The 18,240-nt window shown below is 74.5% G+C and carries 19 protein-coding genes; 12 read left to right on the top strand and 7 right to left on the bottom strand.

Features of this window, described 5'->3' with window-relative positions; translation table 11 throughout:
- The first annotated feature begins 79 nt into the window (after positions 1-79).
- The 5 genes from ACY8FT_RS10290 to ACY8FT_RS10270 all read left to right on the top strand — a co-directional run bounded on the left by ACY8FT_RS10290 (position 80) and on the right by ACY8FT_RS10270 (position 4,973).
- The gene (locus ACY8FT_RS10290) at positions 80-1,393 is read left to right on the top strand and encodes a zinc-binding dehydrogenase (RefSeq protein WP_462418802.1); all 1,314 of its coding nucleotides are present in this window, start codon (positions 80-82) and stop codon (positions 1,391-1,393) included.
- A 112-nt stretch (positions 1,394-1,505) separates the two neighbouring features.
- Positions 1,506-2,447: an ABC transporter ATP-binding protein gene (locus tag ACY8FT_RS10285; protein WP_462418801.1), complete on the top strand. Its 942-nt coding sequence runs from the start codon at positions 1,506-1,508 to the stop codon at positions 2,445-2,447.
- Positions 2,448-2,512: 65 nt separating this feature from the next.
- The gene (locus ACY8FT_RS10280; protein ID WP_462418800.1) at positions 2,513-3,271 is read left to right on the top strand and encodes an ABC transporter permease; all 759 of its coding nucleotides are present in this window, start codon (positions 2,513-2,515) and stop codon (positions 3,269-3,271) included.
- Complete coding sequence (locus tag ACY8FT_RS10275; RefSeq protein WP_462418799.1) at positions 3,208-4,368, top strand: sensor histidine kinase; 1,161 nt, start codon at positions 3,208-3,210, stop codon at positions 4,366-4,368. The genes ACY8FT_RS10280 and ACY8FT_RS10275 overlap by 64 nt, the downstream gene beginning before the upstream one ends.
- Entirely contained in the window at positions 4,368-4,973 is a 606-nt protein-coding gene (locus tag ACY8FT_RS10270) for a response regulator (protein ID WP_462418798.1), read from the top strand. Before ACY8FT_RS10275 ends, ACY8FT_RS10270 begins: the two co-directional genes overlap by 1 nt.
- A gap of 10 nt (positions 4,974-4,983) precedes the next feature.
- Here ACY8FT_RS10270 and ACY8FT_RS10265 read toward each other — a convergent pair whose 3' ends face one another.
- Positions 4,984-6,180, bottom strand: a complete 1,197-nt coding sequence (locus tag ACY8FT_RS10265; protein WP_462418797.1) for an ATP-grasp fold amidoligase family protein — start codon at positions 6,178-6,180, stop codon at positions 4,984-4,986.
- 104 nt (positions 6,181-6,284) lie between these two features.
- On the opposite strand from ACY8FT_RS10265, the gene ACY8FT_RS10260 reads away from it, so the two are divergent.
- Positions 6,285-6,929: a hypothetical protein gene (locus tag ACY8FT_RS10260; RefSeq protein WP_462418796.1), complete on the top strand. Its 645-nt coding sequence runs from the start codon at positions 6,285-6,287 to the stop codon at positions 6,927-6,929.
- 112 nt (positions 6,930-7,041) lie between these two features.
- Here the strand turns inward: ACY8FT_RS10260 and ACY8FT_RS10255 are convergent, their stop codons facing one another.
- The 6 genes from ACY8FT_RS10255 to ACY8FT_RS10230 all read right to left on the bottom strand — a co-directional run bounded on the left by ACY8FT_RS10255 (position 7,042) and on the right by ACY8FT_RS10230 (position 12,995).
- On the bottom strand, positions 7,042-8,058 hold the full coding sequence (locus tag ACY8FT_RS10255; protein ID WP_462418795.1) for an ATP-grasp fold amidoligase family protein: 1,017 nt from the start codon (positions 8,056-8,058) through the stop codon (positions 7,042-7,044).
- Complete coding sequence (locus tag ACY8FT_RS10250) at positions 7,952-8,275, bottom strand: hypothetical protein (protein ID WP_462418794.1); 324 nt, start codon at positions 8,273-8,275, stop codon at positions 7,952-7,954. The genes ACY8FT_RS10255 and ACY8FT_RS10250 overlap by 107 nt, the downstream gene beginning before the upstream one ends.
- A gap of 125 nt (positions 8,276-8,400) precedes the next feature.
- Positions 8,401-9,663, bottom strand: a complete 1,263-nt coding sequence (locus ACY8FT_RS10245) for an ATP-grasp fold amidoligase family protein (RefSeq protein ID WP_462418793.1) — start codon at positions 9,661-9,663, stop codon at positions 8,401-8,403.
- Positions 9,664-9,679: 16 nt separating this feature from the next.
- Complete coding sequence (locus tag ACY8FT_RS10240) at positions 9,680-11,200, bottom strand: alpha/beta hydrolase (RefSeq protein WP_462418792.1); 1,521 nt, start codon at positions 11,198-11,200, stop codon at positions 9,680-9,682.
- Positions 11,201-11,230: 30 nt separating this feature from the next.
- Positions 11,231-12,049, bottom strand: coding sequence for a type I 3-dehydroquinate dehydratase (gene aroD / locus ACY8FT_RS10235; RefSeq protein WP_462418791.1), 819 nt, complete (start codon positions 12,047-12,049; stop codon positions 11,231-11,233).
- A gap of 31 nt (positions 12,050-12,080) precedes the next feature.
- Complete coding sequence (locus tag ACY8FT_RS10230; protein ID WP_462418790.1) at positions 12,081-12,995, bottom strand: alpha/beta hydrolase fold domain-containing protein; 915 nt, start codon at positions 12,993-12,995, stop codon at positions 12,081-12,083.
- 136 nt (positions 12,996-13,131) lie between these two features.
- Between ACY8FT_RS10230 and ACY8FT_RS10225 the strand changes: the two genes are divergently transcribed.
- The 6 genes from ACY8FT_RS10225 to ACY8FT_RS10200 are packed head-to-tail and all read left to right on the top strand — an operon-like array spanning position 13,132 to position 18,151.
- A complete protein-coding gene (locus tag ACY8FT_RS10225) occupies positions 13,132-13,704 on the top strand; it encodes a DUF4242 domain-containing protein (RefSeq protein WP_462418789.1) in 573 nt (190 codons plus the stop codon).
- A complete protein-coding gene (locus ACY8FT_RS10220) occupies positions 13,701-14,804 on the top strand; it encodes an acyl-CoA dehydrogenase family protein (protein WP_462418788.1) in 1,104 nt (367 codons plus the stop codon). The genes ACY8FT_RS10225 and ACY8FT_RS10220 overlap by 4 nt, the downstream gene beginning before the upstream one ends.
- Positions 14,801-15,553, top strand: a complete 753-nt coding sequence (locus tag ACY8FT_RS10215) for an ABC transporter ATP-binding protein (RefSeq protein WP_462418787.1) — start codon at positions 14,801-14,803, stop codon at positions 15,551-15,553. Before ACY8FT_RS10220 ends, ACY8FT_RS10215 begins: the two co-directional genes overlap by 4 nt.
- Positions 15,550-16,734, top strand: a complete 1,185-nt coding sequence (locus ACY8FT_RS10210) for an ABC transporter substrate-binding protein (RefSeq protein ID WP_462418786.1) — start codon at positions 15,550-15,552, stop codon at positions 16,732-16,734. The genes ACY8FT_RS10215 and ACY8FT_RS10210 overlap by 4 nt, the downstream gene beginning before the upstream one ends.
- Positions 16,731-17,483 (top strand): ABC transporter permease, encoded by a 753-nt coding sequence (locus ACY8FT_RS10205; protein WP_462418785.1) that lies wholly within the window; start codon positions 16,731-16,733, stop codon positions 17,481-17,483. Before ACY8FT_RS10210 ends, ACY8FT_RS10205 begins: the two co-directional genes overlap by 4 nt.
- Complete coding sequence (locus ACY8FT_RS10200) at positions 17,480-18,151, top strand: NADPH-dependent F420 reductase (protein ID WP_462418784.1); 672 nt, start codon at positions 17,480-17,482, stop codon at positions 18,149-18,151. Before ACY8FT_RS10205 ends, ACY8FT_RS10200 begins: the two co-directional genes overlap by 4 nt.
- Positions 18,152-18,240 lie beyond the last annotated feature (89 nt).

Genomic DNA, 18,240 nt, shown 5'->3' with positions numbered 1-18,240 from the left:
CACCGGCACGGGCTTCCCCGAGGAAGCCACGTCAGCAGGATCGCTGCGCCGGCGCCGGGTCGTTGTGCAGCCCCTGCTCATGGCGGTGGGGGTCATCGCCCTGTTCGTCGTGGGGGCCCTCGTGGCCACCCGGGTCCCCCTGCTCGAGGAGAGCGTCAACGCGGTGCTGGACCACGCCAGGGTCGGGAACCTGGCACTCGTCGTGACCCTGGCACTGGTCAACGGGGTGGCCGAGGAGCTGTTCTTCCGTGGGGCGCTCTACGCGGCGGTGCGCCGGCACCCGATGGCGGTGACCACCCTCGTCCACGCACTGACGACGATCGCGACCGGCTCCGTGGGCCTCGTCCTGGCGGCCGTCGCCCGCTGGTGGGCGTGGGCCGCCCTTTCGCCCCGCCGGCGTGACAGGCTGACGCGCATGCGCAGCGTCATCTTCGAAGAGCACGGCGGGGCCGAGGTCCTGCAGGTCCGCGAGGCCGAGGACCCGACGCCGGGCCCCGGCGAGGTGGTGGTCGAGGTGGCCCGGGCCGGGGTCAACTTCATCGACACCTACTACCGCGAGGGCCTCTACCCCGGTGACCTGCCGGCCACCGCGGGCAACGAGGGGGCAGGCCGGGTGGCCGCCGTCGGCGAGGGCGTGACCGACGTGGCCGTCGGCGACCGCGTGGCCTGGTGTCTGGTCAACGGGCAGGGCTACACGACCCACGCGGTCGTGCCGGCCGACAAGCTGGTGCCCGTGCCCGAGGGGCTGGGCGACGACCAGGCGGTGGCCGCCCTGGTGCAGGGCATCACCGCCCACTTCCTGGCCCGCGACGTGTGGTCGCTGGAGTCCGGCGACACCGCCCTGGTGCACGCGGTGGCCGGCGGCGTCGGCCTGCTGCTGACGCAGATCCTCGCCCTGGACGGCGTCACCGTCATCGGCACCTGCTCCACCGACGCGAAGGCCGAGGCGGGCCGCCGCGCCGGGGCGGCGCACATCGTCCGCTACGACCGGGAGGACGTGGCCGAGCGCGTCGCGGAGATCACCGGTGGGGCCGGGGTGAAGGTCGCGTTCGACGGCGTGGGGGCCAGCACCTTCGACGCCTCGCTGGCCAGCCTGGCGCCACGTGGCCTGCTCTGCCTGTTCGGCGCGGCCAGCGGACCGGTGCCGCCGGTGGACCCGCAGCGGCTCAACCAGGCGGGGTCGGCGTACCTGACCCGCCCGGGCATGGCCACCTACGTCGCCGCCCGTGAGGAGCTGCTGCGGCACGCCCGAGCCGTCTTCACCCTGGTCGCCGACGGCGACCTGGAGCTGACCGTCGGCGAGGTGTACCCGCTGAGTGAGGCCGCCCGTGCCCAGGAGGACCTCACCGGGCGTCGCTCGAGCGGCAAGCTGCTGCTCGACCCCAGCGCCTGAGGGGGTGGGGCACCCGTGCCCGGACCCGGGTGCCCGCGCATGACTCGGGTCATGGGCAGACGGTGACCGGAGTGCTGGGTGTCCCCCTGTCCTCCTCGGCACCGTGGAGGACATGCAGAACGACACCGTCCCGGGCCCCGGCGAGGAGCCCGTACTGGAGCTCACCGGCATCACGAAGTCCTACGGTCGCGGGGGCCGACGCGTCGAGGCCGTGCAGGGCGTCGACCTGACCGTCCGCCGTGGCGAGGTGGTCGCCCTGCTGGGCCACAACGGTGCTGGCAAGTCGGTCACGCTCGACATCGCGATGGGCCTGCAGAGCCCCGACTCCGGCACGGTCCGCGTCTGCGGTGAGGACCCCGCGACAGCCGTCCGCCACGGCCGCATCGGCGCGATGCTGCAGTTCGGCGCGATGCTGGACGACCTGTCCGTCGCCGAGACGGTCCGCAGCGTGGGCAGTCTGCACGGCATCGGCGCGGCCGGGTGCGCCGAGGTCCTGGAGCGCGTCGGCCTGGCGCCGCTGGCCCGCCGTCGGGTGGGCAAGTGCAGCGGCGGCGAGCGCCAACGGCTCCGGTTCGCGCTGGCCCTGCTGCCGGACCCGGACCTCATGGTGCTCGACGAGCCGACGGCCGGCATGGACGTGACCGCCCGGCAGGAGTTCTGGCACGCGGTGCGCGACGAGGCCCGTGCGGGCCGCACCATCGTGTTCGCCACCCACTACCTGGCCGAGGCCGAGGAGTACGCGCCCCGCACCGTGCTGATGGCCGGCGGCCGCGTCATCGCCGACGACACCACCGCCGCCGTCCGCGCCCAGGTGCCCGGCCGGGTGCTGCGTTGCGACGTGCCCGACGCGGAGCGCGTGCTACACGGTCTGCGGGGCGATGCCACCGTCTCACTGGCCACCGCCGTCACACCCACCCGCGTCGAGATGCGCACCACGGACTCCGACCGGCTCGCGGTCCGGGCCCTCTCCGACTGGGGCGGGCGCAACCTCGAGGTGGTGCCGCTCGGTCTCGACGAGGCCTTCGCCGAGCTCACCCGCGCCGCGCAGGACTGAGCGAGCGCAGGTCACCGGACGAACCACCGGCACCCCACCACCCCCAGCACCCACCAGGAGCCCCCATGTCCATGTCCTTCTCCCCCACCTACCTGCGCATCGACACCGTGCGGATCCTGCGCAACGTCTCCAACCTGGTGTTCACCATCGGCCTGCCGGTGTTCATGTACCTGATCTTCTCGGCGAGCCAGGAGGACACCGGCTTCCCCCTGCCGGGCGGGGACGTCGACGCGCTCATCGCCGTGAACCTGGCCACCTATGGTGCGTGCACGGCCTGCACCTCCATCGGTGCCCTGACCGCCTGGGAGAAGCAGCAGGGGTGGACCCGCCAGGTGCTCCTCACGCCCCTCTCACCCCTGGGCTTCGCCCTGCAGAAGGTGGTGACCGCGCTCGTCGTGGCCGCCGCCCCGATGGTACTCGTGCTCAGCATCGCGGCCGCCACCGGCGCCGAGGCCTTCCTAGGCACCTGGCTGAGGGCCGGCCTCGTCGGTTGGCTCGGGTCGTCGCTCTTCGCCCTCTTCGGGCTGCTCATGGCCCTGCTCATCCGGTCGGACGCCTCCATCGGCATCGCCACCGGCTCGCTGGTGGTGTTCGCCTTCCTGGGCAACATCTTCATGCCGCTCTCCGGCTGGCTGCTGGACCTGGCACGCTTCACGCCGATGTTCGGCGTGGTCAACGCGGCCAACCGGCCGATCACCGACGGCTGGCTCGACCCGACCACCTCCGTGCCGGCCTGGCAGGTGTACGCGAACATGGCCGCATGGTTCGTGATCCTGGGCGCAGCGTGTGCACTGATGATGCGCCGGTCGTCGGGGCGCCAGTGACCGGCGACGGGGGCGCTGCGACCGGGTCCGAACACCCGGCACGTCTCGCGGCACTCACCGAGGAACCGTGGACCCGGTGGTCGCTGGCCATCGCGGTGACCTTCCTGGTCTTCCTCATCTACCCCGTCCTCGGGGTGCTCGGGTCCGACGCCGGCACGCTCCCGGTCGCCGGCACCCTCACGGCCATCGGCGTCTTCGTGGTGCTCTACCTGGTCGGCTACACCGAGCGGCACCCGTGGTGGGTGCTGGCCGGGCTGCTCCTCCTGACCGCCGCCACCGTCCCCCTGCTGGGTGCGGGGGCCCTCGGCCTCATGCCCTACGTGGCCGTGCACTCCGCACTGCACCTGCCCCGCCCGACCCACCTGCCGGTGACGCTCCTGTGTGCCCTCTCGCCCCTGGTCACCCTTCTGCTCGGGCACCCGGAGGCGACGTGGTTCCTCACCGTCACGCTCCCGGTCGGGCTGGGCATGCTGGCCATGCGTCAGATGGACGCCCGCGGCAGCGAGCTGCAGGAGGTCCGGACCGCCTACGCGGTGAGCGCCGAGCGCGAGCGTGTGGCCCGCGACGTGCACGACGTGCTCGGGCACTCGCTGACCGCGATCGTGCTCAAGGCCGACCTGACCGAACGCCTCATCGGCCGCGACGACGAGCGGGCGCGCGCCGAGGTCGCGGAGGTCGCCGAGCTGGCCCGGCAGGCGCTCGCCGAGGCCCGGTCCACGGTGGTGGGCCTCCGCTCGCCCCTAGTGGAGACCGAGCTCGACCGGGCCGCCGACCTCGCCGGCAGCGCCGGGACGGTGCTCGCGGTGGAGGGCAACGCCTCCCTCATCCCGCCCCGCTTCCGCCCGGTCAGCGCCTGGGTGGTGCGCGAGGCGGTGACGAACGCGGTGCGCCACGCGGACGCCGAGAGGCTCACGGTCCGTCTCGCCGCCGACCGGGTGGAGGTCGTCGACGACGGCCACGGTGCGCCCACCGGTTTCCGCGCCGGTCACGGCATGGCCGGCATCCGCGAGCGCGCCGAGGCCATCGGGGGCGCCGCCCGCTGGACCGACGCCTCGCCCGGCACCCGCCTCACCCTCACCTTCCCGGAGGAGTCCTGATGATCCGCATCCTGGTGGTCGACGACCAGGCCCTGGTCCGGGGCGCCCTCGCGGCGCTGCTGGACCTCGAGGACGACCTGACCGTGGTCGGGCAGGTGGCCGACGGGCCCGCCGCCGTCGGGTTCGCCGCCGAGCACCCGGTGGACGTGGTGCTCCTGGACATCGAGATGCCCAGGGGCGGCGGCATCGAGGCCCTGCCCGGGCTGGTGGCGTGCCCCGGCCGGCCGCGCGTGCTGGTGGTGACGACCTTCGGGCGCCCCGGCTACCTGCGGCGTGCGCTCGACGCGGGCGCCAGCGGGTTCGTGGTCAAGGACTGCCCGCCGGCCGAGCTCGTCGAGGCCGTGCGCCGCACCCACGCCGGGCTGCGCACCGTCGATACCGAGCTCGCGACCGCCTCGGCGTTGGCCGGGCCCAACCCGCTGACGGCGCGCGAGACCGACGTGCTGCGGCTGGCCGCGGACGGCCGCAGCTCGAGCGAGATCGCCGCGGCCCTGTTCCTGTCACCCGGGACGGTGCGCAACCACCTGTCCTCGGCGATCGGCAAGACCGGGGCACGCACCAGCGCCGGCGCGGCCACGACGGCCCGGGACAACGGCTGGCTCTGAGCGCGCTCCCTCAGCGACGCGGCAGGTAGGGCTGCAGCAGCTCCGGCACCGGGTGGTCGCCGACCACCATGTCGTAGGGGCGCTCGCCGGCGAACAGGTCGGTCTCCAGTCGCACCTGCGCCGCGTCCCACATCCGGCCGAAGCGGACGTCCTCCTCGGCCCGCAGGTACTGGGCGCCGCCCGGGCCGAGGGTCAGCTCGCCCATGACCACGCCGCGGGTGGTCGCGTAGAGATCCACCCGGATGAACGGCAGGGGCACCACCGTGGACAGGAGCTGGGCGCTGCGCAGGATCTCCGGCAGCTGCGGCGAGAGCGGGATCGACTGGTCGACGCGCTCCTGGCGCCAGACGTGGTCCTTCCCCTCGCCGTCGAAGTAGTGGAAGCGGACCTCGTCGGCGAACTCCTCGACCCCGAAGTGCGCACCGGCCCGGCGCACGAAGCCCCCGGCCACCTCGCCGTAGAAGCAGTAGAGCTTGTAGTCGTGCGGGATGCCGCCGGACCCGTCGTCGCCCACGAGGAGCTCCTCGGCGTACCAAGGACCCGAGAGGTTGTCCTTGGTCACCCAGGCGATCACCTCGGCACCGGACAGCACCCGGTCGGTGTCGTCGGTCAGGCGGTAGGTGTCCGGCTCACCCGGCACCCGGCGCACCGGCACGACGCCCCGGCTGCCGGCACCGTGGTTGGCCTTCAGCACGAACTCGTCGGGCAGCGGTGCCAGGTCGATCTCGCGGGCGTCCTCCCAGAGCCCGTGGATCGTCGGGATGCCGACGCCGTGGCTGGCCGCCAGGGCCAGGGTGCGCAGCTTGTTGGCGACCTCGGGCCGCGGGTGCGGGGCACCCAGCCGGCGCACGATGTAGGTGTAGCGCCGCACCTCGAAGAGCTTGGTCACGAAGCTGGCGTAGGAGCGGGCGTCCTCCTTCGCGGTGCCGCCCGTGTGGCGGAACCCGGCCGCCCGCAGCCGCTCCAGCACGGCCGTGCCGAGCCGGACCCGGGGCATGGCACCGGGGCGGTCGCGCACCACCCGCCCGAGGTGGTTCGAACGCTCCAGTCTCTCCTCGGCCACGCGTCGGGCCTTCTCCGTGGCCCGGACCCGCCGCCGCAGGTCGTTGGCCTCCGCCTTGCTGGTGCGCAGCTGCTCGCGGAGCTCGGCGATCTTGAGGTCACGGTTGCGGACCGGGGGAAGGGAGCGCACGGCACGGCGGATCATGGCGCAAGTATGCGTGATCCGCGGACCGCTCTGGCGACCTCCCCGACGCCCCGGGGCGCGCCCGTGATTCGTCCACCAGGACGCCCGAATGCTAGGCAGGAGCCATGAACACCGCACCGAGCAACGGACCCGCCCGCTTCTCGAGCCGCCTGCTGCGGGTCGCCACCGTGCCCGTGGCCGTCCTGGCCCTCAGCGCCTGCGGCGGCGGGGACGGAGGCGGCGAGGAGGAGTCCACCGGCTCCGAGACCTCCGCCGAGGAGAGCGCGCCCGCCGAGTCCGGGGAGGCCGAGTCGGACGCCCCCGCCGAGGACAGCGCTCCGGCCGAGGAGACCCCGGCCGAGTCGGGCGCCGAGGCCCCGGCCGAGGGCAGCGCGCCCGCCGAGTCCGGAGGCGACGCCGAGGAGGGCGCCCCGGCCGAGAGCGGGTCCGGCGAGTCCGGCGGTGACTCCGCCGCCCTCGACATCGCGACCTTCAAGGACATGAAGGGCATCGACAAGAAGGTCGATGCCCTGTCCGCCCAGGACGCCTGCGGCTACTGGGCCGGCGCGATGGCCGACCCGAGCGCCCTGGACGACCCGAAGGCCAGCGCCGCGGGCCTGAAGGACCTCGCCAAGGTGGCCCCGGCCGAGGTCAGCGACGCCTTCACCTCCCTGTCCGGCGCCATGGCCAAGGCCAAGGGCCCCAGCGACCCCACGGTCTCCGAGCAGCTCGGCAAGGTCGACCAGGCCTGTCGCAGCAACATGGGCTGATCCACGGCCACGCCCCCTGCTCCCACCCGGGGCCGGGGGCAGCTGCCGCAGACGACGGGAGGGGACGTGCCGTGGTGGCACGTCCCCTCCCGTCCTGCGCGGGTGCCTCCGGTCAGGCGCTCCGGGCGGGCAGGTAGGGCCGCAGGTTCTCCGGCACCGGGTGGTCACCGGACAGGATCGCGAACGGCCGCCCCTCGGCGAGGTCGATCTGCAGCCGCATCTCGGCCTCCTCCCACAGCTTGCCCAGGCGCGCGTCCTGCAGCGGCAGGTAGTGCTGGTTGCCTCCCGGCAGCAGGGTGATCTCACCCATCACCACACCCTTGGTGGTGCCGTACAGGTCCACCCGCACGAAGGGCAGCGGCACGGCGGCCGAGAGTCTGCGGGCGTACTCGAGCATGGTCTGCAGGTCCGGGCTCACCGGGATGTCGGTGCGCGAGGCCTCCTGGCGCATCTCGATGTCCTGCCCCTCGCCGTCGAAGTAGCGGAACTCGAGCTCGTCCTGCCAGCCGTCGGCACCGCGGTGCAGCGGCGCGCGGCGCGTGAAGCCGTACCCGAGCTGCCCGTAGAAGGCGTAGATCTTGATGTCGCTGGGCAGCGCGGAATCACCGACGTCCGGAACCAGCAGCTCCTCGGCGAACCACGGACCGGTGAGCTTGGGGTCGGTGGTCAGGCTCTTGACGACCTCGGCCCCCTTCACCCGGCGCCGGGTCTCGTCGGTGATCTCGTAGGTGTCCTGCTCGCCCGGCACCCGACGCAGCGGGTACACGCCGCGCGATCCCGCACCGCCGTTGGACTTGACGACGAACTCGTCCGGCAGGGAGGACAGGTCGATGTCCTCCTTCTTGGGCCAAATGGCGAGGATCGTCGGCGGCTGCACGCCGTGGCTGGCAGCCAGCGCGAAGTTCTGCAGCTTCTTGGGGATCTGCCGCCGCGGGTGGGTCTTCAGCCCCTGGTCGGCCAGACGCTGCCGGTAGCGACGGGCCTCGTAGAGCTTGCTGACGAAGCTCGGGTAGCCGCGGGGGTCACCCACCCGGGCGCCGACGCTGGGGTCGAACCCGGCGTCCTTCATCTGCCGCGTGAACGACTCCTCCCAGTCGACGCGCGGCGTCGTCGCCGGGTAGTCGGTCACGACGGCGCCGCCGACCGGCACCACGACCTTGCCCGAGGCCGCAGCGGTCGGGCGGGGAGCCCCCGCCGGCCTGCCGGAGCCGTCGCTCGGCGTCCTCGGCGCGCTTCTCGGCCGCACGGAGCGCGTCCTTGCGCTCACGCGCGAGCTCGCGCCATTCCTCGATCTTCTCGTCCCGCCACTTGATGGCGGGCAGGTCGCGCAGGGTGCGTCGGATCATTCACGAGATACTACGGTCGAGTCGCCCGACATGGCGTGATCCCGGACACCCAGCACGTGGATCTTCCCGGCACGGAGCGGTGAACCGGTCCGGCCCGTCCACCGCTCCGGGGCCGGTGGACGGGCTCAGGAGCCCTTCGGCAGGTAGCGGCGCAGGTTCTCCGGGACCGGGTGCTTGCCGGCGACGTTGCGGTAGGGGCGCCCCTTGACGGCGAGGTCGATCTGCAGGCGCATCTCGGCCTCCTCCCACATCCGCCCCAGGCGCGCGTCCTGCAGCGGCAGGAGGTCGGTGTGGCTGCCCGGCAGCATGGTGATCTCCCCCATCACGACGCCCTTGGTGGTGCCGTACAGGTCCACCCGCACGAAGGGCAGCGGCACGGCCGCCGAGAGCCGCTCGGCCGCCTCGATCATCTCCGGCAGCAGGGGGCTCATCGGCACGTCGCGGCGCGACCGGCGGGTGCGCATCTCGATGTCGCGCCCCTCGCCGTCGAAGTAGCGGAACTCCTGGGCGTCCTGCCAGCCCTCGACGCCGCGGTGCAGGGGGGCGTGCCGGGTGAAGCCGAAGCCCACCTTCCCATAGAAGGAGAACAGCTTGTAGTCGCTGGGCAGGCCGCCTTCACCGACGTCCGGCACCAGCAGCTCCTCGGCGAACCACGGCCGCGACAGCTTGCGGTTGGTCGTCAGGCGCTCGACGACCTCGGCACCGGTGATCCGGCGGCGGGTGTCGTCGGCCACCTCGAAGGTGTCCTCCTCACCCGGCACCCGGCGCAGCGGGTACACGCCCAGGGAGCCCGCACCGCCGTTGGACTTCAGGACGAACTCGTCCGGCAGACCCGAGAGGTCGACCTCCTCGGCCTTGCGCCAGATGGCGTACAGCGTGGGCGGCTGCACGCCGTGGCTGGCGGCCAGCGCGAAGTTCTCCAGCTTTTTGGGGATCTCGCGACGCGGGTGGTTCTTCAGCCCCTGGTCGCTGAGGCGCTTGCGGTAGCGACGGTGCTCGAGCAGGTGGGTGGAGAAGCTCGGGTAGCCCCGCGCGTCACCCGCGCTGGCGCCGGACGAGCGCACGTGCCCGTCCTTCTCCAGGGCCTTCACCAGGTCCGGACCGAACTCGACGCGAGGGATGGTCCCGTCGTCGTCCCGGGTCACGGTGCTGTCGGCACCCAGCAGGGGCTCACCGCACGGCAGCGTGGTGCTCGGACGCGAGACGGGGGCGGCACAACCCGTGGACCCCGCCCCGCGCAGCCGCGCCAGCTCGGCCTCGGCCGCCCCCGCCCGCTGCTCGGCCGCGCGCCGCGCCGACTTCTCGGTGCGAGCAACTTCCCGCCACTCCTCGATCTTCTCGTCGCGCCACCTGATGGCGGGAAGGTCTCGCATCGTCCGTCGCAGCATGGGGCGATCCTACGGTTCAGTCGACCCCGTTGACGGCCATCCACGAGGTCACCTGACTGAGGTACCGGTCCTCGGTCCAGAAGGCCGGCTGGGAGTGGTCGGCCCCCTTCACCACCTCGAGCTTGGAGTTCACGCCCTTGGCCTGCAGGGCCTGGTGCATCTGCCGGGACTGCTCGGCCGGTGCCACGCAGTCGGCGGTGCCGTGGAGCATGAACATCGGCGGGGCCTCGGAGGTGGCCAGGGCGGCCGGCGAGGCCGTCTCCTCCAGCCGGTCGCGCACCGCCGGGTCCGTGGCGTCGTGCATGAGCAGGTGGTCCTCCGCGGCGGTGGCCGGCGGGCACGACATGTCCTTGCGCTGGGCCTTGGCCGTCAGCGGGTCGTAGATGCCGAAGTAGCCGACCACGGCGTCCACCGTGCCGGGGTGCTGCACGGCCTCCAGGGCCGCCAGGTGGCCACCGGACGAGTCACCGAACAGGCCCACCTGCTGGCCGGCGCCGCCGTCACGGGCCTCGCCGACCGCGGCGGTCACGCCGTCGTGGACGTCGTCGGCCGTGGCGGGCCACTCGCTCTGGTCGGCCTTGCGGTACTCGACCGTGGCGACCCACAGGCCCTGCGAGTGCAGGCGCTGGACGATCTCGTTCTTGCGGCTGCTCTCGTCGGTGAACGACGCTGCGTCGCCGCCGACCCAACCACCGCCGTGCACTAGGACGACGACGTCCTTGCCGGGCTCACCGGGCAGCATCTTGTAGCGCTGGTCGGAGGACGAGCCGTAGGAGACCCAGTCGCCCCAGACGCCCGGCTCCGGTGCCGCGTCGTCACCGGAGGATGAGCTGGGGCTCGGGGCCCCGGTGGACGACGGGCCGCTGGACGACTCGCTCGGGGTGGTCTCGGAGGAACCGTCGGACGAGCCGCTCTCGTCCGACTCGCCCGGCACCGGCGCGCTGGTGCCGCCCTCCGTCGGTGCCGGCTCCAGGGACGCCTCACCGCCGTCCACCCCGTCAGTGGGGGCGGCTCCGCCGTCCTCGGCGGGAGAGCTCCTGTCCGACCCGGTCGGCGCGGTGTCGACGGGGGCGTCGGTGGTCGGCGCCGTGTCCTCCGGGGCCGAGTCGGTCGGCGCCGCGTCCTCCGGGGCCGAGTCGGTCGGCGTGGAGGCGTCGGCGGAGGTCTCCTCGCCCGGGGCCTGCTCCGGGTCCCCCGTCGGCGCGGTGCCGGTGGCCTGCTCGTCGGTGCCGTCGGAGGCGCCCTCGCCGGCGGAGGTCTCGTCCTCGGGCGACCGACCGTCCGGGCTCCCGGTACCCGAGCCCATCTCGTCCGACGACTCGTCACCCGAGCCGGTCGTCGCGGACTCCTCGCCGGAACCGCCCTCCGAGTCGCTCGAGGAGTCCCCGGGACTGCCGGACTCGGCGGTGCCCGACGACTCGGCGGAGACGGACTCCGTGTTCTCCTCCACGGAACCACCGGTGGCCTGTCCGCAGGCGCCCAGCGCCAGGGCGGAGCTCAGAGCGAGGGCGATCGCTCGGGGCGTCGTGAGGTGCATGGCGTCCTCTCGGGGGATCGGGATGACCGGTCACGCAGACCCGTTCGGGCCGCGCAGAGCCCCCACCGTAGCGGCCACGAGCTCGACCGCCAGCTGACCGGGGGCGCTCGCCTCCCCGGCGTGGGCGAAGGTGAGGAGGCTCCCGCAGGTCGGTCCCACCAGCCGGGTCGACTGCCCGGCGGCGCCCATGCCCAGCATCGCCAGGGGCTGCCCGGAGCGCGAGCAGCGCTCCAGCACCTCCAGCAGCGCGAGCGACTGCGTGACGTCCGCCGGCGCCGTCGCGAGCTTGACGGCATCGGCCCCGGTGGCGCGCAGGCGGTCCACCCAGCCGAGGAGCTCGGTGGCCTCCGGCTGACCGTCCCAGTCGTGGTGGCTCACCAGGGTGGGCACCCCGGTGGCCCGTGCCTGTGCCAGGGCCCCGTCCCGGTGGGGGTGGTCGAACTCGACATCCAGCAGGTCGACCCCACCGGCCTCGACCAGGCGCCCCAGCAGGGCGAGGTACTGCTCCGGGGAGGCGTCGCCCTCGCCACCCTGCCCACGCGTGCGGTAGGTCGCCAGCAGGGGCGTCCCGCCCGCGGCCCGCGTCACCCGCCGCACGAGGTCACGCAGGGCAGGCACGTCATCGGCGAGCGCCTCGGCCCCCTCCAGATGGTCGACGCGCCACTCCAACAGGTCCGCCGGGGTGGTGGCCGCACGCGCCACGGCGGCGACGAGCTCGTCGACCCCACGGCCCATCACCGGCACGGTGATCGCGGGGCACCCGGCGCCGAAACGCCGGTCGCCCACCCGCACGGTGGGGGCGGGGTCGACGGAGGCGTCGTGCAGGTCGGGGCGGGTCGTCTCGTCCATGGGCGCCATCCTCCCGCGCCCAAGAGCACGCTCATCGCACCGGAGCGTGCTCCTCCAGGAAGCCGAGCACCTGCGGCAGCGTCCCGTCGGGGGTGACGAAGGCCGGGCCACCGTGCCCCTCCCCCTCCAGCTCGACCAGCTCCGCCGGGACCCCCGAGTCCGCCAGCGCGTCACGCAGCTGCCGGGACTGCTGCGGCGGGACGACGCAGTCCTCGGTGCCGTGCAGCAGCATCATCGGCGGGCTGTCGCGACCCACCCGGTGCACCGGCGAGGCCTCGCGGGCCCGGGCGGTCAGCTCCGGCGTCGTGGGCTCGGACCCGAAGAGGTTGGGAGCGCCCACGTTCATCGGCGGACAGTCCCGCTCGGCACGCTGCTCGGCGGAGGTCGTGAAGTCGTGCAGGCCGTAGTAGGCGACGACCGCATCCACCTGCTGCGGGTGCGTCACCCCCTCGAACGCCGCCAGGTGGCCGCCGGCGGAGTCGCCCATCATCACCAGCCGGTCGCCCGCCCCGCGCTCCCGCGCCAGGTGCACCCCCGCCCGGGTGGAGGCGTGGACGTCCTGCGCGGTGGCGGGCCAGCGGCTGCGGTCGGCGTAGCGGTACTCGGTCGCAACCACCCACCAGCCCTCCTGGTGGAGCGCCTCCACCAGGACGTGCATGGTCGACCGCTCTGCGGTGTAGGTGTCGGCGCTGCCGGCGTGCCAGCTGCCGCCGTGCACGAGCACCGCGACCCCACCGCCCTCGTCGCCGGGGAGCAGCCGGTAGCGCTGCCGCTCGTGGCTGCCGTGGTGCTGCCAGCCGGTCCACTGGCTCACCCGACCGTCCGAGTCGGTGACGGGTGCCGCCGGGCGCGGGACCCCGGCCGGGTCGGGGTCGTCCGTCGAGCAGCCGGCCAGGAGCGCGACGCACGCGAGGAACGGGCCGAGGGAGCGGGTCGGTCGGGGCACGATCCGAGTCTGCCCCACCGCACCGAGGGGATGTGAGGTTCCATACATCACATCTGGTTTTTATCCTCAGTGCCCGTGCTTATCCTTGTGTGCCGAGCGGCACCGGGACCGGTGCCCACCCCGTCCAAGGAGAGTCATGAGCCTGCAGCTGATCGAGATCGTCCCCGCCGAGAACACCCAGGAGGCCGTGACCTCCGTGCTGGACGAGGTGGCCGGCGGGCTGGGCGAGGCCGGCCTGGAGCTCGTCGAGGCCCAGGTGACCTCCGACCACGGCCGCGTCTTCGTCATCGCCGAGGCCGGTGACGACGCCCCCGACGCCCCGGCCCGTGCCGCCGAGGCGCTGCGCACCACCGTCGGCGACGCCGCCACCGAGGTCTCCGAGCCCGCCGAGGTCCGCCTCGTCGGCGCGGAGCTGGAGCAGGTCAAGGCCGCCCGCCCGGCCGCCGGCTACCTGGTGGAGTGGGACATCCCCGCCGAGGTGACGATGGACGCCTACCTGGCGCGCAAGAAGGCGAACGCCCCGAAGTACGCCGATGTGCCGGAAACCTCCTTCCTGCGCACCTACGTCCGCGAGGACACCGCCAAGTGCCTGTGCTTCTACGACGCCCCGGACACCGACGCCGTCGTCCGCGCGCGGGAGGCCGTCTCCACCCCCATCGACCGCCTGCACGTGCTGGACGCCGACCTGCTGCGCGGGGTCGGTCGGTGAGCACGACGGCCACCGACGCGTCCCCCGCCACGGTCACCATGCCCGGCGACGCCCCGGCCACCGACGAGGACCACTCGGCGCTCCTGGCTGCCGCCTCCGAGCACGCCGCGGCCGTGGACCGCGGTGAGCGCGACGCGTTCCGTTCACTCGCCGAGGCCGCCGGCCGGGCGCTCTCGCTGGGCCGCGGCGGGGCCACCACCGCCGGTGACCTGCGCGGTCAGGTGGCCGTCCTGCGCGCCCTGGGCGAGCGGTGCACGGCCACGGCGTTCAGCCTCTGGGGCCACCGGATGGGCGTCGAGTACCACGACGCGGCCGGCGCCGAGCTGCCCGAGGCCGCGCTGACCGGGCAGGTCCCGCTGTCCTCGGCCATGGCTCCGCTGTTCAAGGCGGCGGCCGGGCTGGGGCCCGTGCCGGTCGAGGCGCAGGCGCTGCCCGGCGGCGGGCTGCGCCTGGACGGCCGGATCCCGTGGGCCTCCAACCTGCTGCCCGGTGGCGAGGTCGTGCTGCCGGTGCGCGTGGCCGGCACCGCCGACGCCGTGTCCGTGGTGCGCGTCGCCACCGACGACGCCGCGCTGTCGGTGCGGCACCTGTCCGGGCTCACCGCGCTGGACGCCACCGCCTCGGGATCACTGACCCTGGAGGGCGTCGAGATCGGCCCCGAACGGGTGCTCACCGAGGACGGCGCCGCCCTGCGCGAGCGCGTCACGGCCCCGATGCTGGGCCTCCAGTCGGCCTTCTGCCTGGGCCTCTCGGCCGCCGCCCTGGACGCCGCGGAGCAGTGCCTGCAGGGCCCGGAGTCCGAGGTCTTCTCCGACGACCACGCGGCGCTGACGGCTGAGCTCGACGCGCTCACCGGGCGACTGGACGCACTGGCCGCCACCCCCGACACGGCCACCCGCCACGAGATCGTCTCCCTGCGGCTGGCCGCGGCCCACCTGACGGGCAGCACCACCACGCTCGAGCGCCGGGTGGCCGGCGGGCGCGGCTTCGCGCTGCGCAGCGGCACCAGCCGCCGGGTGCGGGAGGCCGAGTTCCTGCCGGTGCAGTCCCCCACCGAGGGGCACCTGCGCGTGCTGCTGCGCCGGCTCGAGGCGGCGTGAGCCGGCACCCGCGCGCGGCGGTCGACGCCGCGCCCGCGATCCGCCTGCGCGCGGTCTCCTACGCCCACCCGGGCACCACCTCGCCCGCCGTGGCCGGGGTGGACCTGGAGCTCGTGCCCGGCCGCACCACGGCCGTGCTCGGCCCCAGCGGCAGCGGCAAGTCGACCCTGCTGCGGCTGGTGGCCGGCCTGACCGAGCCCACCGCCGGCGAGGTGGTGCGCCGTCCCGGGGCCCGCCGGCCCGCGGTCGTCTTCCAGCAGCCCGCCCTGTTCCCCTGGCTCACGGTGCGGCAGAACCTGCTGGCCGGCACCCGCTACCGCGCCAACCGCGGTGCACGCCGGCTGGAGCCCGAGGCGCTCCTGGCCGAGCTCGGCATCGAGCACGTCGCGGACGCGCGGGTGGACGAGATCTCCGGCGGTCAGGCCCAGCGCACCGCCATCGGCCGGGCCCTGGCCGTCGACCCCGAGGTGCTCCTGCTCGACGAGCCCCTCGGCGCCCTCGACCCGGTGACCCGCGACCGGCTCCAGGGCTGGCTGGCGGACCTGCTGGCCGCCCGGTCCGTGGCGGCCCTGCTGGTGACCCACGACGTGCCGGAGGCGGTCCGCCTCGGCGACGAGGTCGTGCACCTGGACGGGGCCGACGGCATCACCGGCCGGTGGACGCGGCCCACCGACGCCGCGGGGCAGCGCGCCCTGGCGGACGAGCTCGCCGCGCACTACCGCGACGAACGACACCCGGTGGCCGCATGACCCCGCGCCCGCTGACGGCCTCCCTCGCCCGGCGGGAGCTGCTCCTGGGCACGGTCGCCGCGGTCGGGACCGGGGCGACCGCCTGGGCCGGGGGACGGCTGCACGCCGCCGGGCGCCGTCCGGTCGGCGCCGGCACCGCGGGGAACCCGCTGCGCATCGGCTTCCTGCCCATCACCGATGCCGCCCCGCTGCTCGTCGGCCACGCCGGGGGCCACTTCTCCGGCCACGGCGTCTCCGTGGCCGACCCGGTGCTGCTGCGCTCCTGGGCCTCGGTCACCGAGACGCTCATGGCCGGCGAGGTGGACGTGGTGCACCTGCTCATGCCGATGGCGCTGCACCTGCGCCTGGGGCTGGGCGCCGACACCACCGTTGTGGCCTGGAACCACGTCAACGGCTCGGCGCTCACCGTCGCCCCGGACGTCCGCGAGCTGGCCGACCTGGCCGGCGGCACCGTGGCGATCCCCGCATGGTGGTCCGTCCACAACGTCGTGGTGCAGGAGATGCTGCGCGACGCCGGCCTGACCCCGGTGATCCGCCGCCGGCCCCGGGCGGCCCGCGGTGAGGTCGCGCTGGTGCCGATGGCGCCCTCGGACATGCTGCCCGCCCTCGGCGGCGGCACCCTGCAGGGCTTCACGGTGGCCGACCCGTTCAACGCCGGTGCCGCGCTGCAGGGCGTCGGCCGCATCCACCGCTTCCTGGGCGATGTCTGGCGCCAGCACGCCTGCTGCGTCACCGTCGTGCGCGGCGAATTGGCCCGGGAGCACCCGGAGGTGCTGCAGCGCTTCACCCGCGGGCTGGTCGAGGCGGGGCGCTGGACCGACGACCACCGCGCGCAGGCCGCCTCGGTGCTGGCCGGCCGCTTCCTGCCGCAGCCCCCGTCGGCCATCGAGGCCGCGCTGCAGCAGCACGCCGACGACCATCCCGGCGCCGTCCGCAACCCGGACTGGCACGGCGAGCGCCTGGACTTCACCCCCTGGCCGCAGCAGGGGTTCACGACCCGGCTGGTGGAGGCGATGCGCGAGACCGTCGTCGACGCTCCGGACGCCTTCCTGCGCGACGTGGACCCGTCCGCGGTCCACCGGCAGGTCGTCGACGACCGCTTCGTCCACCGCGCCCTGGTGGACCTCGACGGCCCCGCATCACCCGCCCTGCAGCCCCGCACCGAGGAGTACGCCGCATGACCACCCGCACCCGCACCCTGGGCCGCGGCCTGCTCGGCGTGGTGCTCCTGCTGCTGGCGTGGTGGGCGTTCACCGCTGTGGCCGGCCGCACCGACCCGATGGCCGCCGCCATGCGTCCCGAGCGCATGCCCGCGGCGCTGGGCGAACTCACCGACCGGGGCGCGCTGCTGCCCGGGCTGGCGGCGAGCCTGTGGCGCCTGCTGCTCGGGCTGGCGCTGGCCGTGGTGATCGGCGTGCCCGTCGGGGCGGTCGTCGGGTCCAGCCGCTGGGCGCGCGAGACCGCCGCCCCCGGCATCCAGTTCCTGCGCATGGTCTCGCCGCTCTCGTGGGCCCCGGTCGCGGTGGCGGCCTTCGGCATCGGCGCCGCACCGGTCGTCTTCATCGTCACCGCGGCGGCCGTCTGGCCGATCGTGCTCAACACGGCCCACGGCATCCGCACCCTGCCGCCCAGCTGGACGGCCGCGGCGCGCACGTTGGGGGCCTCCCGCGGCGAGCTGCTGCGCACCGTCGTCTGGCCGGGGATCCGGCCGCAGGTGCTCAACGGCATCCGGCTGGCCCTCGGCATCGCGTGGGTGGTGCTCGTGCCGGCGGAGATGCTGGGTGTCCGCAGCGGACTGGGGTACGAGATCCTGAACGCTCGCGACCGGCTGGCCTACGACGAGATGCTGGTGGTCATCCTGCTCATCGGACTGGTCGGCATGCTGGTGGACCTGGCAGCGCAGCGTCTGCTCGGAGGGAGTAGCGCATGAGGGAGCTGGACGTCCTGGGTGCCGGGCGCCTCGGCACGGCACTGGCCCGGCGCGCCGTCGGCTGCGGGCTGGAGGTCGGGCTGTGGCGCCGGCTGCACGAGATGCCCGCGGCGGGCCGCGAGCACCCGGCCGGAACCGAGGCACCGGGCGCGGGCCTGCCCCCGATCGTGCTCGCACTGCCGCTGGAGCGACTCGAGGAGCTGGACCGCGAGGCGCTGGCCGGCCGCGTGGTGGTCGACGCCATGAACGCCTGGGGCGACGCGGCCGAGGAGCTGCCGGCCGCGGTGCACCCCGATGGCACGAGCGGGGCCGTGGCCGACCACCTGGCCGGGGCACACGTGGTGAAGGCGCTCAACCACCTGTCCTACCGGGACCTCGCCGGGCCCTGGGACCCCGCGCCATCTGCCGGGGCCGGGGGTCCGCGGCCGTTCACGGGCCCGGAGGGTCCACAGGCACTCCTGGTGGCCGGCGACGACCCCGCCGCCCGCGCCACCGTCGCCCGGGTGGTGGAGCGGCTCGGCTTCGCGCCGGTGGAGCTGCCGCGGCTGGCCGACGGCCGGATCGCCGAGCCGGGCCACGCCCTGTTCGGGGTGCACCACAGCGCCGGTGCCATGCGGACGGCCCTGGAGCACCACGGCGTCCACCCGGCCACCCGCCGCGCGGCCTGACGCAGGGTTGCCGGGACCGCCGACGCCACCGGCAGAGTTCCACCGCCGAGGGGGCTCGGCGCAAGATCCTCCGGGGTTCCCGGAGATGC

The sequence above is a fragment of the Kytococcus sp. Marseille-QA3725 genome, from assembly GCF_054950055.1.
Note: the sequence above shows the minus strand (reverse complement) of the source record. Positions and strands in the feature narration are given on the sequence as shown.

What these genes read in the sequence shown, in the direction of transcription:
- ACY8FT_RS10290 (WP_462418802.1), top strand. Translation starts at nt 80, where the DNA reads ATGGCGGTGGGGGTCATCGCCCTGTTCGTCGTGGGGGCCCTCGTGGCC.
- ACY8FT_RS10285 (WP_462418801.1), top strand. Translation starts at nt 1,506, where the DNA reads ATGCAGAACGACACCGTCCCGGGCCCCGGCGAGGAGCCCGTACTGGAG.
- ACY8FT_RS10280 (WP_462418800.1), top strand. Translation starts at nt 2,513, where the DNA reads ATGTCCATGTCCTTCTCCCCCACCTACCTGCGCATCGACACCGTGCGG.
- ACY8FT_RS10275 (WP_462418799.1), top strand. Translation starts at nt 3,208, where the DNA reads ATGGTTCGTGATCCTGGGCGCAGCGTGTGCACTGATGATGCGCCGGTC.
- ACY8FT_RS10270 (WP_462418798.1), top strand. Translation starts at nt 4,368, where the DNA reads ATGATCCGCATCCTGGTGGTCGACGACCAGGCCCTGGTCCGGGGCGCC.
- ACY8FT_RS10265 (WP_462418797.1), bottom strand. Translation starts at nt 6,180, where the DNA reads ATGATCCGCCGTGCCGTGCGCTCCCTTCCCCCGGTCCGCAACCGTGAC.
- ACY8FT_RS10260 (WP_462418796.1), top strand. Translation starts at nt 6,285, where the DNA reads ATGAACACCGCACCGAGCAACGGACCCGCCCGCTTCTCGAGCCGCCTG.
- ACY8FT_RS10250 (WP_462418794.1), bottom strand. Translation starts at nt 8,275, where the DNA reads ATGATCCGACGCACCCTGCGCGACCTGCCCGCCATCAAGTGGCGGGAC.
- ACY8FT_RS10245 (WP_462418793.1), bottom strand. Translation starts at nt 9,663, where the DNA reads ATGCTGCGACGGACGATGCGAGACCTTCCCGCCATCAGGTGGCGCGAC.
- ACY8FT_RS10240 (WP_462418792.1), bottom strand. Translation starts at nt 11,200, where the DNA reads ATGCACCTCACGACGCCCCGAGCGATCGCCCTCGCTCTGAGCTCCGCC.
- aroD (WP_462418791.1), bottom strand. Translation starts at nt 12,049, where the DNA reads ATGGACGAGACGACCCGCCCCGACCTGCACGACGCCTCCGTCGACCCC.
- ACY8FT_RS10225 (WP_462418789.1), top strand. Translation starts at nt 13,132, where the DNA reads ATGAGCCTGCAGCTGATCGAGATCGTCCCCGCCGAGAACACCCAGGAG.
- ACY8FT_RS10210 (WP_462418786.1), top strand. Translation starts at nt 15,550, where the DNA reads ATGACCCCGCGCCCGCTGACGGCCTCCCTCGCCCGGCGGGAGCTGCTC.
- ACY8FT_RS10205 (WP_462418785.1), top strand. Translation starts at nt 16,731, where the DNA reads ATGACCACCCGCACCCGCACCCTGGGCCGCGGCCTGCTCGGCGTGGTG.
- ACY8FT_RS10200 (WP_462418784.1), top strand. Translation starts at nt 17,480, where the DNA reads ATGAGGGAGCTGGACGTCCTGGGTGCCGGGCGCCTCGGCACGGCACTG.